The organism is Sporosarcina sp. Marseille-Q4943 (assembly GCF_943736995.1).
In the GTDB taxonomy this organism is placed as follows: domain Bacteria; phylum Bacillota; class Bacilli; order Bacillales_A; family Planococcaceae; genus Sporosarcina.
In genome coordinates, this window is record NZ_OX031157.1 from 467,586 (window position 1) to 481,867 (window position 14,282).

13 protein-coding genes are annotated in these 14,282 nt (G+C 44.6%); all 13 read right to left on the reverse strand.

Translation table 11 applies throughout. The annotated features are described in order from the left end of the window. Nucleotides 1–2: 2 nt before the first annotated feature. Nucleotides 3–722: a DUF881 domain-containing protein gene (locus NIT04_RS11155; RefSeq protein WP_252503679.1), complete on the reverse strand. Its 720-nt coding sequence runs from the start codon at nt 720–722 to the stop codon at nt 3–5. Next, nucleotides 703–1,497: a cell division protein FtsQ/DivIB gene (locus NIT04_RS11160; RefSeq protein ID WP_252503680.1), complete on the reverse strand. Its 795-nt coding sequence runs from the start codon at nt 1,495–1,497 to the stop codon at nt 703–705. The genes NIT04_RS11155 and NIT04_RS11160 overlap by 20 nt, the downstream gene beginning before the upstream one ends. 14 nt (nt 1,498–1,511) lie before the next feature. Then, on the reverse strand, nt 1,512–2,603 hold the full coding sequence (gene ftsW, locus NIT04_RS11165) for a putative lipid II flippase FtsW (RefSeq protein WP_252503681.1): 1,092 nt from the start codon (nt 2,601–2,603) through the stop codon (nt 1,512–1,514). Nucleotides 2,604–2,638: 35 nt separating this feature from the next. Further along, a complete protein-coding gene (gene murD / locus NIT04_RS11170) occupies nt 2,639–3,988 on the reverse strand; it encodes a UDP-N-acetylmuramoyl-L-alanine--D-glutamate ligase (protein WP_252503682.1) in 1,350 nt (449 codons plus the stop codon). Then, nucleotides 3,989–4,963: a phospho-N-acetylmuramoyl-pentapeptide-transferase gene (gene mraY, locus NIT04_RS11175; RefSeq protein WP_252503683.1), complete on the reverse strand. Its 975-nt coding sequence runs from the start codon at nt 4,961–4,963 to the stop codon at nt 3,989–3,991. Nucleotides 4,964–5,040: 77 nt separating this feature from the next. Beyond that, a complete protein-coding gene (locus tag NIT04_RS11180) occupies nt 5,041–6,942 on the reverse strand; it encodes a peptidoglycan D,D-transpeptidase FtsI family protein (RefSeq protein ID WP_371922537.1) in 1,902 nt (633 codons plus the stop codon). 74 nt (nt 6,943–7,016) lie between these two features. After that, nucleotides 7,017–9,218, reverse strand: coding sequence for a penicillin-binding protein (locus NIT04_RS11185; RefSeq protein WP_252503684.1), 2,202 nt, complete (start codon nt 9,216–9,218; stop codon nt 7,017–7,019). Between the two features lie 35 nt (nt 9,219–9,253). Continuing rightward, nucleotides 9,254–9,634: a cell division protein FtsL gene (ftsL, locus tag NIT04_RS11190; protein ID WP_252503685.1), complete on the reverse strand. Its 381-nt coding sequence runs from the start codon at nt 9,632–9,634 to the stop codon at nt 9,254–9,256. A 16-nt stretch (nt 9,635–9,650) separates the two neighbouring features. Continuing rightward, complete coding sequence (rsmH, locus tag NIT04_RS11195) at nt 9,651–10,583, reverse strand: 16S rRNA (cytosine(1402)-N(4))-methyltransferase RsmH (RefSeq protein WP_252503686.1); 933 nt, start codon at nt 10,581–10,583, stop codon at nt 9,651–9,653. A gap of 39 nt (nt 10,584–10,622) precedes the next feature. Further along, a complete protein-coding gene (mraZ, locus tag NIT04_RS11200; protein WP_060209308.1) occupies nt 10,623–11,054 on the reverse strand; it encodes a division/cell wall cluster transcriptional repressor MraZ in 432 nt (143 codons plus the stop codon). A 223-nt stretch (nt 11,055–11,277) separates the two neighbouring features. Beyond that, on the reverse strand, nt 11,278–12,885 hold the full coding sequence (gene bshC / locus NIT04_RS11205; RefSeq protein WP_252503687.1) for a bacillithiol biosynthesis cysteine-adding enzyme BshC: 1,608 nt from the start codon (nt 12,883–12,885) through the stop codon (nt 11,278–11,280). An 83-nt stretch (nt 12,886–12,968) separates the two neighbouring features. Beyond that, nucleotides 12,969–13,361 (reverse strand): DUF3397 domain-containing protein, encoded by a 393-nt coding sequence (locus tag NIT04_RS11210; RefSeq protein ID WP_252503688.1) that lies wholly within the window; start codon nt 13,359–13,361, stop codon nt 12,969–12,971. Next, the gene (locus NIT04_RS11215; protein ID WP_252503689.1) at nt 13,358–14,257 is read right to left on the reverse strand and encodes a 2-dehydropantoate 2-reductase; all 900 of its coding nucleotides are present in this window, start codon (nt 14,255–14,257) and stop codon (nt 13,358–13,360) included. Before NIT04_RS11215 ends, NIT04_RS11210 begins: the two co-directional genes overlap by 4 nt. Between the last annotated feature and the right edge of the window lie 25 nt (nt 14,258–14,282).

Here is a 14,282-nt window from a genome sequence, read left to right on the forward strand (position 1 = left end):
AATCATGCTTCGTCCCTTAATGCGGGAAGTTTGATTTCTTTCAGCTGCTCTAATGTGACAACGATATTGTCATGTACCAGCCCATCGATCACCCCGCCGCCTAAATTCAATGAAGCAGCAAGGACGTCAGTATCACCGACAGCTTCGATTACGAACGGAGCAGGGAGCGTTCTGCCGTCAATTGTAATGACAGGGCCTGTACACTTGATGTATGAATTGGATGAAATGCGTTGCCCATTTATCGCAATCCCTTGAGCACCGGAAATCTTCAATTCATTTACTACGCGAAGCACGTGACTCTCATGGACGATATAATCATTAGGGTTCTGTTCAACAGGATCATAGTCACCGTCTTTCAATGTGACACGCACTCCTGGACCGGTAGCCGGAATAATACCTAAGAGCAATCGAAGGTCCTTTGCCTCCTCGACTAGCACGGTATGATTTTCTTCATTCTCCGAAAAAGATTTTTCGAATTCACGGATATCATCTTGCTTGGCTTGGATTTCATCCGCGAGCTCTTTATTCCTTTCCTTTTGAATGATCAATTCTCCCCGGTATTGTTCTTCCTGTTGAAATGTAGGCGATTGGGCTGATTCGCCACTGTCCTTCCCTAATGTACGGTAGGAGAACGCGAAGATGAAACCGAGTATGAGAAAGACGAAAGAGTATAATATGTATCTTCCTCTATTTCTGTAGTCGTCACTCATTTTCTTCGACATCTTCATCACCTTCCCCTTCCTCAACACCACCTTTTCCGTAAACTTCGCTAAAAGGCGTGAAAAATATGCCCACTTCCATATTTACAACCCCTTTTTCAAGACCACCTAATTGGGAGATGATGTCTGGATAATAATCCATCTTCTCTGCAAACGTCTGTAAAATCGCGTGTACTTCATATCCGTCATCCATATATGCAATAATCGTATCAGGATTCTCCTCTGACCCAGTATAGATGATTTCGGATATCATTTGCAGAACATTTTTATCCAATTTCAGCAGTTGCTTTGTAAGCTTTTTCCTAATATCAGGGTTGTCCACATGATTCAAAATCGGGACGTTTGGGTAGATTCCATCACTTTGGAAAACGGTTCCGTTTTCGAGCAATAGACCGTACTCCCCTCCGCTCTCCATATAAGCGACGGTTGTCCATTCATCTATCGAAATATCGATATCCCTCAACCATTTTCTTGTGACGGCAACACTACTGACGCCATCGAGTTTTAAAAGTTCTTTTTCCACTTCTTTCGTTTCAAATCCCCAAAATGAGGTCCCTACTAAAATCCCACTTTTCTCATAGTAATAGTTATCATCGTGAAGGGCATTCCCATGAACCCTCACTTCACCAACCTTGCTAAGAGGAGATTGGAAATATAAAAGCACAAGGAGGGCGATGCAGAATACGGCAATGATGAATAAAAACTTCTTATTCGTCTTCCTTCTCCGTCTTTCCCTCATGGATGGAATCCGTTCTTCGATGTCTATCACTTTATCCATGTGCCGCCCTCCTTTCATCTTCGTTCTTTATAAAAAGCAAAATGTAATATTGTACCCGCTGCCATCCATGTCGTCAGCAGCGAAGAACCGCCATAACTGATAAACGGCAATGTGACCCCTGTCACCGGCAACAAACCAGAAACAACGCCGACATTCAAAAACGTTTGAAAAATAATCATCGACGCCATTCCGGCCGTCATTAAGAAAGATTTATAATCATGCGTACGAATTGCAATTCCGAATGCGGATAGGAGGAGTATAGAGAAGAGGACAAGAATGAATGTCGCTCCAATAAACCCCGTTTCTTCAGCTATGATCGAAAATATGAAATCATTCTGCGGTTCCGGCAAGTATAAATATTTCTGTCTGCTATTTCCGTAGCCGTGGCCGAATAAACCGCCTGGCGCTATCGCAAACAATGACTGAATTCCTTGGAATCCAGCTCCAAGCGGGTCGTTCCAAGGATCGATATACGATTTTATCCGTTCTAGCCGGTAAGGCGCGGCGGCAATGAGAGCAACGAAAGCACCAATGCCAGCAAAGCCGAGTATGCCAAAAAACACGAGCGGATAACCTGCCAAAAACAAAATGACAAATGCAGAGACGATCATAATGACTGCAGAACCTAAATCCGGTTGAAGCATAATCAAAGCCGCCGGCAATAAAATAAGCACAAAATGGCTCAGTCTGAATGGATTTTTCCCGGACGATTGCTTCATGTTGCACGCAAGCTTTCCAATAAGCGCCACTTTAACGAACTCAGCAGGCTGAATGCTGAATGGTCCGAGAGCAATCCAGCTCTGGGATCCGTTTCGAACTGCACCGATTCCCGGAATCATAACAGCAATCAACAATAGGATCGTTATGTAATAAAAGGCAGTCCAGAATGTCTCCTTAGATGTCCAAGGCCCTTTCATCAACATAAATGCAACACATATAGAAACCGCCATGTAAATACCTTGCTTTATGATGAATGGGGATGAATCCGCATAGTGGACCTGCCCCCAATACGAACCTGCTGAATGGACAAAAGCCAATCCGACCAATGACAACAATACTGCCGAAATGATGAAGGCAGTCTTTAATTTTCGATCCAGTGAACGCATCCTTCCGTGTTATAGGTCAAGGGGTGAGCTGATACTCAAAGTTGCATTACAGCTTCGATAAATGCATCTCCACGCTCTTCAAAATTAGGGTATTGATCCCAACTGGCGCAAGCCGGCGACAGTAGTATTTGATCCCCTTCTTGGGAAATCGCAAATGCTTCCTCTACCGCTTCCTTCATCGTCCCCACTTTCACCGAATGCTGAACTCCACATGAAGCAGCGAATTCAACGAGTCTGTCAGCGGTTTCTCCGAGCGCAAGGACAGCTTTTACCCTGCCCATATATGGTCTAAGCTCCTCGAATGAATGTCCCCTATCCAAGCCTCCTGCAATTAATACGACAGGCGATTGGAAAGATGATAAAGCACTCTTTGTTGCCAAGGTGTTCGTTGCTTTTGAATCATTGTAGAACGTCCTGCCTCTTAATTCTTTTACAAACTGCATGCGATGTCGGACTCCCGTGAAAGAGCTTAACACGTTTTCTATCGTTTCTTTATCGCAATTCATAAGAATGGCTGAAGCTGTCGCGGCTAAAATATTTTCCAAATTATGATGACCAAGCAATTTGATAATTGATCTTTTAACAAATGGTTCGCCTTGCCAGTAAATCATTTCATCATCCGCAGATATCCCTTCCGACTGTTTCCCTCGTAGGGAAAAAGGAATCTTCCTGGCTGCAGACCGTTCGATATACGGCTTCATTTCAGGTTGATCGGCGTTATAAATAAAGAAATCCTCTTCGGTTTGATTACTTGTCACTTTCGATTTCGCCAAGGCATATTCTTCCGACGTTCCGTGATAATCGAGATGTGCATCATATAAATTTGTCCAAACGGCAATCTTTGGACGGAAGTTTTCCGTTCCTGCCAGCTGGAATGATGAAACTTCCATAGCAATCACTTCATCGGGTATTGCATTCTGTGCAACTGTGCAGGCAACGGTTCCGATATTTCCAGCTATGAGCGGCTTTTTGCCGCCGATATTCAAAATATGGTAAAGAAGCGTCGTCGTTGTTGTCTTCCCGTTTGAACCGGTGATGGCAATGATGGGAGCCTCACTTACTAAGTATGAAAGCTCAATTTCAGTCCAAACCGGAATCCCTTTCTGTTTCGCTTGTTGAAGAACCGGATTGTGATATGGGATACCAGGATTTTTTACAATCGTATCGAAGCCTCTATCCAAAATATTTTCCGGATGGCCGCCACAGATGACTAAAATCCCTTTTGACCGTAAAGCTTGGGCTTCTGCGTTGCCTTTTTCAGGCGAAGAATCATTGACCACTACGTCAGCTCCAAGAGAATGAAGCAGCTCTGCCGCGGCAAAGCCGCTTTTGGCAAGACCGAGCACAAGAACCTTCTTGCCCTTGAACTCAATTCGCTTTCCCATTTACATCACCTCCCACAGTACGGGTATCATTGCGGCCAGCAACGCCACTCCCCAAAAAACGATAACAATTTTCCATTCGGACCATCCTGACAATTCAAAATGGTGATGAATCGGACTCATTTTAAATACCCGTTTTCCGGTTAGCTTAAAGCTTGTCACTTGAATCATTACGGATAAAGTTTCAATGACATAAACAATCCCAATGACGAGGAGCAGCAGTTCCTGCTTCACTAAAATCGAAAGCATTGCAATTGTTCCGCCGAGCGCCAAAGAACCTGTATCACCCATAAACACTTTGGCAGGTTTCATATTAAACAATAAGAAGCCTAGCATCGCACCGGCAACGACGAATGCGAACGTCGCGATATCATATTGCTCATATACAAGACCTAGTACGCCGAAAGCTGCGAAGCTAATCGTCGACGTTCCTGCAACGAGCCCGTCAAGCCCATCCGATAAGTTGACCGCATTCGAGAATCCAACGAGCCAAAAAATGAGGAAGGCAACATAGAAAATACCGAGGTCCAATGTGAAATTCGTAAAAGGTACCAGAACTGTCGTTTCAAATGGACCCATTTTCAATAGGAAAAATGCAATAACCGCAATAATGATCTGACCAATTAGTTTCTGGATCGAAGTCAATCCTAAATTCCGCTTCATGACGACAATGATGAAATCATCAAGGAATCCGATCACACCAAATCCGGCAAGCACAATCATCAATACAATGGACTGGGTAGTCAGTACGTCTTCATATATGTATGATAAGACAAGCATCGTAATGATGATAGAACCCAGGAAAATAAGGCCGCCCATTGTAGGCGTGCCCGCTTTCTTCTTATGGGCTTCGGGACCCTCTTCCCTGATGCTCTGGCCGAATTTCAGCCTTCTGAGCAACGGGATGACAGCGGTCCCGATAATTGCTGTTAGTATAAATGCTACGGTAATAACCGTTATTGTAGTGCCGAGTGTCATAATATGTTCTCCTTACCTGTTTTGAAACTGTAGTTGTATTTATTCCTTGTCTAGCTTCAAGCACGCCATCCGCCATTCTAATCTTCTTCTGTATAAACGTGGATAACATCATCCACCTGCATCAAGGAATCGGGGACGGGCATTTGGTATTTGATGACGTCGCCTTCACCATGCCACTCTATACGATACGTGTGAAGCTGGCGGGCGACCATTCCTCTTGTCATACCCGTCAAATCCGGAACGCGATGAGTGATTGGATCTCCCCATCGGTATTCTTTTTCAATTTGACCTTCCCTTTTTTCGATGCCTGCAAGTGGTGCAATCTCTTCAATGATTCGGCCGACGATCGGTGCTGCAATGACGCCGCCGAATTGAATCGAGTTTTTCGGGCTGTCGACAGCAACATAGACAAGTAATTCGGGATCATCCGCCGGTGCGAATCCGACGAATGAAACGATATAATCGCCGTCGGCATATCTGCCATCCACGACCTTCTGGGCAGTCCCTGTCTTCCCTCCCACACGTAGGCCATCGTTGTATGCATTTCGGCCGGAGCCATTCGCGACAACCGATTCCAATGCCTCTCTCACTTGGACTGACGTTTCCTCGCTGATGACACGACGTCTCATTTCAGGTTCAAACGATTTCAACGTCTCTCCCTTATCATTCTTAATTTCCTTCACAATATACGGACGATACAAATAACCGCCGTTTATGGCAGCCGCCACTGCTTGCACTTGCTGGATCGGCGTTACGGAAATACCCTGGCCGAAAGCGGTCGTCGCTTGTTCAACCGGACCGAATGCGTCTTTTGAGAAGAGGATCCCTTTCGCTTCGCCTGCAATGCCCGAGCCTGTCGATTCGCCGAAGCCGAAATCTCGAATATATTTATCTAGCTTTTCACCGCCTAAACGCTGGCCGATTTCAATGAAGCCCGGGTTGCAGGAATTCTCAACGACTTCTAAAAAGGACTGGTGGCCATGTCCCGACCGTTTCCAGCATCTCAACTTCGCATTGGCAACCTTCGTGTATCCCGGGTCGTTAAAATGATCATGATTCAGGTCGATCACCTTTTCTTCAAGACCTGCCGCCAGTGTGACGATCTTGAATGTCGATCCCGGCTCAAACGTCATCCACACCGGCAAGTTCCGATTATAAATCGTCTGATCCGTATCCTGGTAATCGGACGGATGGAAAGTCGGCATGGAAACCAAGGAGAGAATCTCGCCAGTCTTCGGATTCATAATAATCCCGATTGCTTGGGCGGCATCTAATTTTTCCATTGCTTGGGTAAGTTCCCGCTCCATGACTTTCTGCATTTCGATATCAATTGTCAGTTCAACGGTGGCCCCATTCTCACCTGTTTGGAAACCATCGTCCACATGAGGCAACGGAATTGCTTTTGCGTCCGTATAGAGGCGTATTTTGTCTCCAGTGCCTTGTAAAATCTCATCATACGCATATTCGATTCCCGCAAGGCCTTGACCATCATAGCCAGTGAAGCCAATCAGCCGCGAAAGCAGTTCACCGTACGGGTAATTCCTGACAAAATCCACTCCTGTATACAAACCATCAATTTGCAGCTTTGAAATTTCAGCTGCCTGTTCTTGAGTGATATTTTTCCCTTCAGGCGCCAACTTGACCATATACTCTTTCTTTGTCATCTTCTCAAGCAACTTTTCCTTGTCGGCTTGCAAAATGTCCGCCAATACAGCTGCAGCCTTTTCCGGCTCCTTGTTTTGGGAAGGCATAAAATAAAGCGTCGGAGCAAGCCGGTTGCCTACAATCAGCTCACCGTTACGATCTTGAATCTCCCCTCGAATCGCTCCAAAAGGGATTTCCCGATCCCAGTTCTCTTCTGCACGCGCTTTCAACCATTCATGTTTAATGATTTGAACGTGGAAGAGCTTTGCTATAACCATGGAAATGGAAATGAGAAAAATGATGAAAACTGCCCGCAATCGCTTCTTTGATTGCAAATCGGCATATTTACGCAGAGCCCCACACCTTTCGTTTTTCTATCAACCTATGAATAGGTAGGGACAGCTATACATCATCCGCCAATTATCTCTTCAACTTCCTCATCTTCTGTCTCTTCATTCTTTTCGATTGGGGTATGCTGGTCTTCCGGGGATTTCAGCTGGAGGACGACCGGGTCATCTTTACTGATGACAGCACCCGCAGAAAGACTTTGCTCGGTCACATATCCATCCCCATTCAACCGGATATCAAGCCCAGATAACATTTTAAATGATAACGTCATTTTTTTCGACCACCCGGAAAAATTTGGAAGAGTGGTATCTCCCTCAGTTTCAAGAAGGACTAGAGATCCTTCACTCAATTTCGTTCCTTCTGCGGGATATTGACTCTTCACTTTGCCCCCCTCGCCGATCAAGACCGGGGAAAATCCTTGTTGTTGAAGCATTGCAATCGAGGATTCCGCATCTTCTCCAACATGGTTCGATAGGGACTTCGTCGAATACGTTTCACTATTTTCCGGAAGTATATTCATATACTTCAAGCTACTTTCCATAATGGAAGTGAAAAGCTCGGCAACCGGATCCGATCCATATTGGCCTAGCTCAAGCTTCGGCTGTTGGACGATTACATATGTCAATAACTGAGGGTCGTCGATAGGAGCCATGCCGAGGAAAGAATAGAGATACTTGCCGTCCCCCGACAGATAGCCTCTTCCATCTTTTTTCGGAATTTCCGCTGTACCCGTCTTTCCGCCAACAGAGTAGCCTGAAAGAGCAAATTTCCGGCCAGTGCCTGCTTCGGATGTAACTGTTGAAGCTAATATCTCACGAACCTGCTTGGCAGTTTCTGCTGAAATAGGGGATTTGCGCTCTTCTTCATGGTGATCCACTACTTCTTTCCCCGTATTCGGATCAACAATCCTGTCGATGACGTACGGCTTCATCATTTTGCCGTCATTCGCAATCGCTGTTGCCGCTTGGATCATTTGGATGGGAGTGACTGTGGATCCTTGTCCATACGAGGTCGTTAAACGTTCACTTGGATTGATGTCCAAAATGATGCCAGGAACTTCATTCGGCAAATCGATTCCGACCTTTTCACCAAATCCGAATCCGCGTAGATATTCGATGAATGTCCGGTCGCCCATCCTTTCTAACAGATATGCCATCGATACGTTCGATGACCGTTGGAAACCTTCCAAGAAGTTGATTCTACCCCAACCGGTCCTGTTAACGTCACGGATTGTCTTATCGTAAATCGTATATTGCCCTGACTGGTACTCGGCAAAAGGATCCCATTTTTTCTCTTCGATTGCCGCCGCTAACGTAAACATCTTCATCGTTGAGCCCGGCTCAATCGTGTTTTGGATAGCGTCATTCAACCAGTTTTCCGTCAATCCTTCACGTGTGGAAGGATGGAAGGAAGGTCGCTGGCTCATAGCATAGATTTCTCCAGTTTTCGGGTTGGTGACGATGACAAGCATTTTTTCAGGCGAATATTTTGACTCTACTTGATTCATCGCATCTTCTACAAAGTTCTGGATTGTTTTATCAATTGTCAATTGGATTGTCATTCCATCCTTCGCCGCAACGACTTTCTTTTCCGATTTCGGCAAGATGAATCCCCAAATATCAGTTTGATAATCCACTTTTCCATTCGTCCCAGTAAGTTCCTCATTGTAAGTCTTTTCAAGGCCCATTTTACCGACCGTGGAAACTTTCCCATCCTTATCTTCTTCTCGCATAGCAAAGCCAATTAAATACGATGCAAAATTCCCATTTGGATAAAAACGTTTTTTATCCTCGATGAACTGCAGCCCAGTAACTCCTTCTTTTTCAGCAGCCTCTTTAATGGCCAGCATCGTTTCATGGCTTATATCGCGACCCGCTTTTCCGAATTCAATTTGATAGGTGTCCGCATTCCTTTTTAGCGCCGCGTCCCTGATTCTGAGCATCTCCTCTTTTTCCATAGGAATGAACCTGCTCAGTACATCTGCAGCCTTGTCAAAGTCTGTGACATGCCTAGGCTTTTTCGCACCCTTTTCAGTCGCTTTTTCATTCAATACTGCAATTAATCGATAGCTTAACGTATCAGAAGCGATCAATTCACCATTGCGATCGATGATTTTTCCTCGCTCGGCCTTCAAGGTGGCTTCCCTTGCATATTTCGCTTCTGCCATAGCTGCCATTTGTCTTCCTTCAGCCTGTCCTGTAATTTGAATGCTCAGCAATCGCCAGAACAAAAGAAAAAAGAGCCCTCCGAAAACTACGAACATCAGAAAGGCTCCCCATTGAAATCGAAACTTCTTTTTCATCGTCCAGGCACGACCTTTACGTTTTTCTCGTTAAGATTCAAGCCGAGCTCCTTCGCTTTATTCCAAATTACTTCGTATGTAGATTTTTCGCTCACTTGTATGGACAATTCAGTATTTTGTTTTGCAGTTTCATCAATTTCCTTGTTAATCAATTGCACTTCCTTGTTCGTATCATTGATTTGGGCCTGAGTATGCAAAATCATTGTAGAGAATAGTACGAGAACTGCCGCGAACAGCACGAACAGAAATTTTTCCCCTGTCGAGAAAAGTTTTCTTGAACGCCTCGCAGGCTGTTGTGTCTCATTCGTCCTTGGTGATTGAGGTGCATGTACTTCATGTATCGTATTCATTTGAAAGCTTCTCTGTTCCAATGCCATCTCACAAGTTCCCCCTTTATTTTTTCTCTACGATCCGCAGCTTGGCAGATCTGGATCTTTTGTTACCTTCTATTTCATCCTCGCTCGGAAGAATCGGTTTTCTCGTCACCAATTTGAATTCTGGATCCATTCCCTCCGGAACGATCGGCAGATTTGGCGGCAATTCCGGCATGGATGACGCTTCTTTGAAAATTGTTTTACATAGTCTGTCTTCAAGTGAATGGAAAGTGATAACGCAAATGCGTCCACCTGGATTCATGATCGTCAATGCATCGGTCAATGAATCTTCCGCTGCCCCAAGCTCATCATTCACAGCGATCCGTATTGCCTGGAAAACCCTTTTCGCTGGATGTCCACCTGTTCTGCGAGCAGCCGCTGGAATCCCCTCTTTAATCAACTCGACAAGATCGCCTGTTGTTTTGATCGGAGCGTTTTTCCGCGCCTCTTCAATCTTTCTCGCGATACCTTTTGAAAACTTTTCTTCGCCATATCTGAAAAAGATACGTACCAAGTCTTCATATGCCCAATCATTGACCACTTCAAAAGCAGTCAAATCTGCCTCTGTGTTCATGCGCATATCGAGCATTGCATCATGATTGTAGCTAAATCCTCGCTCAGGCGTATCTAACTGCGGCGAGGATACGCCGAGATCATAAAGTACGCCGTCCACTGTATACACGTCAATCTTCGCCAGTTCGCTTTTCAAATCTCTGAAATTCGAGTGTATGAATGTGACCTGTTCCAAATAATCCTTCAGCTTCACTTTAGCAGCGTCAATTGCTGTCGTATCCTGATCGAAGCAGATCAATCTTCCGCCTGCCGAAAGCTTCTTCACAATTTCCAAACTATGCCCTGCACCGCCTAATGTGCAATCGACATAAATACCATCTGGTTTAATGTTGAGCCCATCGACGGCTTCGTGAAGTAATACTGTTGTGTGATCGAACATAGAAACCGCCTTCTTTCCATTTTTTAATAAATCATCAAGTTAAAAATCAAAGTCGATAATGTTTTCCGCAATTTCGTTGAACGATTGCTCTGATTCGTCGTAATAGGAATCCCAAGAAGATTTCGACCAGATTTCAATGCGGCTCGAAACTCCAATGACGACACAGTCTTTTTCAACTTTCGCGTAATCGAGTAATGAGGATGGAATATTGACACGGCCCTGCTTGTCGATTTCAACTTCAGTGGCACCAGAGAAGAAGAATCGGGCAAACGCTCGCGCATCTTTCTTCGTAACCGGCAGCGCCTTCAATTTTTCCTCAAGCCGTTTCCATTCCTCCATAGGGTAACCGAAGAGACAGTTATCCAGTCCACGAGTCAGCACAAAACCATCCATCAGATATTCCCTGAACTTCGAAGGGACTATCAAACGGCCTTTTGCATCTACAGTGTGCTGATATTCACCCATGAACATACTCTTCACCCCACTATATGTTTTTAATGTACCACATCCCTCCACATTCCTCCACTCAAAATCTATTTTCATAGGAAAATGTGTATATAGTACTTGTTTCATTGAGATATTGCTATAATTCGAGCAAAGTTTCGAGATACGCAAAAATACGATAATAACCTCATAAAAGCACAAAAAACGCCGACGCAGACATTGAATGCCTGCATCGGCGTAGCTTCATTAGTTATAAATAGACGATTTGATGGGTTCCATCCATTTTGATCGGCTGACGAATCAGGTCTTGGACCAGTTGAGGGCCGTACTGATTCATGAATAGATAAGGCGTGAAGATTCGTTCCTGCAGCGAACCCTCAGGCAACAGCTCGTTTTCGAGTATGCTGTATTTTCGGAGAGCTGTTTCGTGTTGGATCAACAGTTCCTCTTCTGCCTTCTTCCGTATATAATCCAATTGTTTTTCATGGAATTTCAAATTCTTATCTAGCAACTGACGCATTGACGCGCTCGATTCTTCAGCAAGTTCCTCGTATTTCCCTTTCAATTGCATTTCCGTTTCCGCCAGTAGATTTTCAAACCGTTCGTTTTGCAACGAATCAATGAAACGGTCTCGAACTTCATGGACTTTGCCTGATAGCACGTCCTCCAATGTTAATGAAGTTGAATCCATTGCCAGCTTTGCACGCTTAGATACTAAAGTCATCGATACCCGCGGGACGATGATCGGCATCTGAATTCCGTAAAGGCTAAAAGCTTCTTTCAATAAGGCCCAATATGCAATTTCCCCAGGACCGCCGACGAAAGCCAGAACCGGGAACACGAGATCTTGCATGATCGGTCGTGTCACCACATTATTGCTTAACAGCCAAGGCTCGTCATTGGCGATACGCAACATTTCATCGAGGGTGAAACGGAGGCCGACACTATCATTCACAAAAGCCCCGTCCTTTTTGGATAACAGGACTCGTCCAGTTTCATGCACATAAAACAGATGCGCAGCTTCCTTTTCAGCTTCAATCGGCTTACCGAATCCCAGCTCGGAAAATTGCTCCTCTTTTTCAACGATCAATCTTGCAAGTTCATCGGATTCAGTAATGAATTGAGCAAAATGTTTTTTTTCAATTTCCCGCAATGGCTTGTATGCCGAATCGATGAATAGAAGCCCTTGTTCATGGAAGAGTCCGTTCATCAGTCTGACGAAAAATCCAGTAAACGTCTTTTCCATTTCGACTGCAGTCAACACATCCTCCATTAATGCTCGCGTATGCTCCGTTTCACCAAATTGGCGGAAAACGCCTTCTATGAATGCTGTCATTTCTTTATGGGAATACGCTGCATCAGAAGCCATCAATTTTAAAATGAACTTCTCTGGATATTTATGTTTCGTCGTTCCTCCAAAAGCTTCCGTATAGACATGATTAATTTCATTCAAATCATGATCCTCGCCCGCGACCCAAAATACAGGGATGACAGGCATGCCAAGCTCTTCCCTTTTTTGCTCTGCAAGAAGGATAACCGTAATCGCTTTGTGGACAGAATAGAGCGGACCTGTCATAATACCGGCTTGCTGGCCACCGATGACAACAACTCCATTATCCGAAAGTTCTTCGAGATGCTCCGACGCTTTACTCGAAATGCCGAATGGTTCCATGAAAGAACGTATAACCGAAGTAAGCTCTTCCCTTAGAAACGGACGGCCTGATAATTCCTTCAACCTTTCGGGATAAGACTGGCTTTCATTTCTATAATCAAAGAAGTTATGTATGAATTGTTCGTCATGATTGTAAGCTTGCATCACTTTGTTTCCATTACCCAAGACAATTGTTTCTATTTCCATCATTGATGCCCCTTTTTACTGATATGAACAGAGTATATCATTCTAATTCATCGGATTGAAAAATATACGCTTGTCGCGTTGAGTTATTTTACATATTCAGATATCTTTAAGCTGACACCTATGACGAGAAGAATAATGTAGGCAAAGGATAGTAGTAAGAAATACAATCTCCATGTTTTATGTAAAACACGGCTAATTTGAAATTCCTTCTCTCTCACCCTCTCGATGATTGCAAAAAGGATCGCAAGCATAATGGCGATTGATGTAATATAAAAACCGGTTCCTCTGCCAAAAACGGTCAACGATGTAATATAAACCGACAAAAATAAAAAGGGCGTCGTAAAGTCCGCTGCCTTCCCGATGACAGCTGCTGGCGCTTTCCCCATTTTTCTCATCCCGATAAGGAATACAATCGTTATTAGAAACGGAAATAGAACGATGATTCCTGTAAGTATCGACAGGAGGCTATTGATCATCGCAAGCAGCTCCTATCGATCGCAAGCAGCATTTTTTCGAGTGTTTGCAATAAGGCCAAGCTCGCACCACGCATTTCACCCATTTGAATGACGGACGATACTACCGTTTCAATCTCCATCGGATTCCCGTTCAACCGATCTGTCAACATGGATGATCTGTTTTTTGCTGTTCTCACGCAAATCTCTTCAACAGCGGCTTTCGATAAATCATTTTGCATTTCGGGAAAAGCAGCGATGATTTCTTTAAAAAGTTGGTCAAAAAGTGTGTTAGCGTATGGATTCTCCACCAATTCTCCATTTTTCACTTGCAAAATCGCTGTCAGAGGATTGATCATGCAATTGATCAACAATTTGCGTAAGACGATTGTGTGTGCATCGCTCACAATTTCAACTGGAAATGCTGCCGAATCGACTGATGTTATGAAATCGAAACTCGTTTCGTCTCCTCGGTAAGGAGCAATCTTCATTGCACCGACCCCGTTATGGGAGACCGTACGATCATCCAGCCGCCCAGCTCCATGTTCGACAGTTGCAAAAAACACGTTCGGCAATGAAGTACTGCTTACGAAATTGAAATGTCCATACCCATTTTGGACGAACATGACAGCATTCCCCATTTTCCTTTCGAGAATGTCTTCAACTATAGGCGCGACTCCTCCATACTTTGTTGCGACTATCCAAGGAGCTTTTTTCGGCAGCTTTCCTGCATCTGTTTGTGCTTCCGCCTCCAACACCGTTTCTGAACCATCGCCATTGATCCGCCTGATTCCTTGCTCTTGGATAATAGCCGCCTGCTCGTCCCGTCTTACTAAAAACGTAACCCGCATACCTGCTTCTGCCAAATATGAGCCTATGAGCAATCCAATAGAGCCCGCCCCAGCGACAACAACTTCCATGCAAATCCTCCTTTTGAAAAAGGGC

Coding starts and splice junctions, on each gene's coding strand:
- NIT04_RS11155 (WP_252503679.1), bottom strand. CDS start 722: ATGTCGAAGAAAATGAGTGACGACTACAGAAATAGAGGAAGATACATA.
- NIT04_RS11160 (WP_252503680.1), bottom strand. CDS start 1,497: ATGGATAAAGTGATAGACATCGAAGAACGGATTCCATCCATGAGGGAA.
- ftsW (WP_252503681.1), bottom strand. CDS start 2,603: ATGCGTTCACTGGATCGAAAATTAAAGACTGCCTTCATCATTTCGGCA.
- murD (WP_252503682.1), bottom strand. CDS start 3,988: ATGGGAAAGCGAATTGAGTTCAAGGGCAAGAAGGTTCTTGTGCTCGGT.
- mraY (WP_252503683.1), bottom strand. CDS start 4,963: ATGACACTCGGCACTACAATAACGGTTATTACCGTAGCATTTATACTA.
- NIT04_RS11185 (WP_252503684.1), bottom strand. CDS start 9,218: ATGTTCGTAGTTTTCGGAGGGCTCTTTTTTCTTTTGTTCTGGCGATTG.
- ftsL (WP_252503685.1), bottom strand. CDS start 9,634: ATGGCATTGGAACAGAGAAGCTTTCAAATGAATACGATACATGAAGTA.
- rsmH (WP_252503686.1), bottom strand. CDS start 10,583: ATGTTCGATCACACAACAGTATTACTTCACGAAGCCGTCGATGGGCTC.
- mraZ (WP_060209308.1), bottom strand. CDS start 11,054: ATGTTCATGGGTGAATATCAGCACACTGTAGATGCAAAAGGCCGTTTG.
- bshC (WP_252503687.1), bottom strand. CDS start 12,885: ATGGAAATAGAAACAATTGTCTTGGGTAATGGAAACAAAGTGATGCAA.
- NIT04_RS11210 (WP_252503688.1), bottom strand. CDS start 13,361: ATGATCAATAGCCTCCTGTCGATACTTACAGGAATCATCGTTCTATTT.
- NIT04_RS11215 (WP_252503689.1), bottom strand. CDS start 14,257: ATGGAAGTTGTTGTCGCTGGGGCGGGCTCTATTGGATTGCTCATAGGC.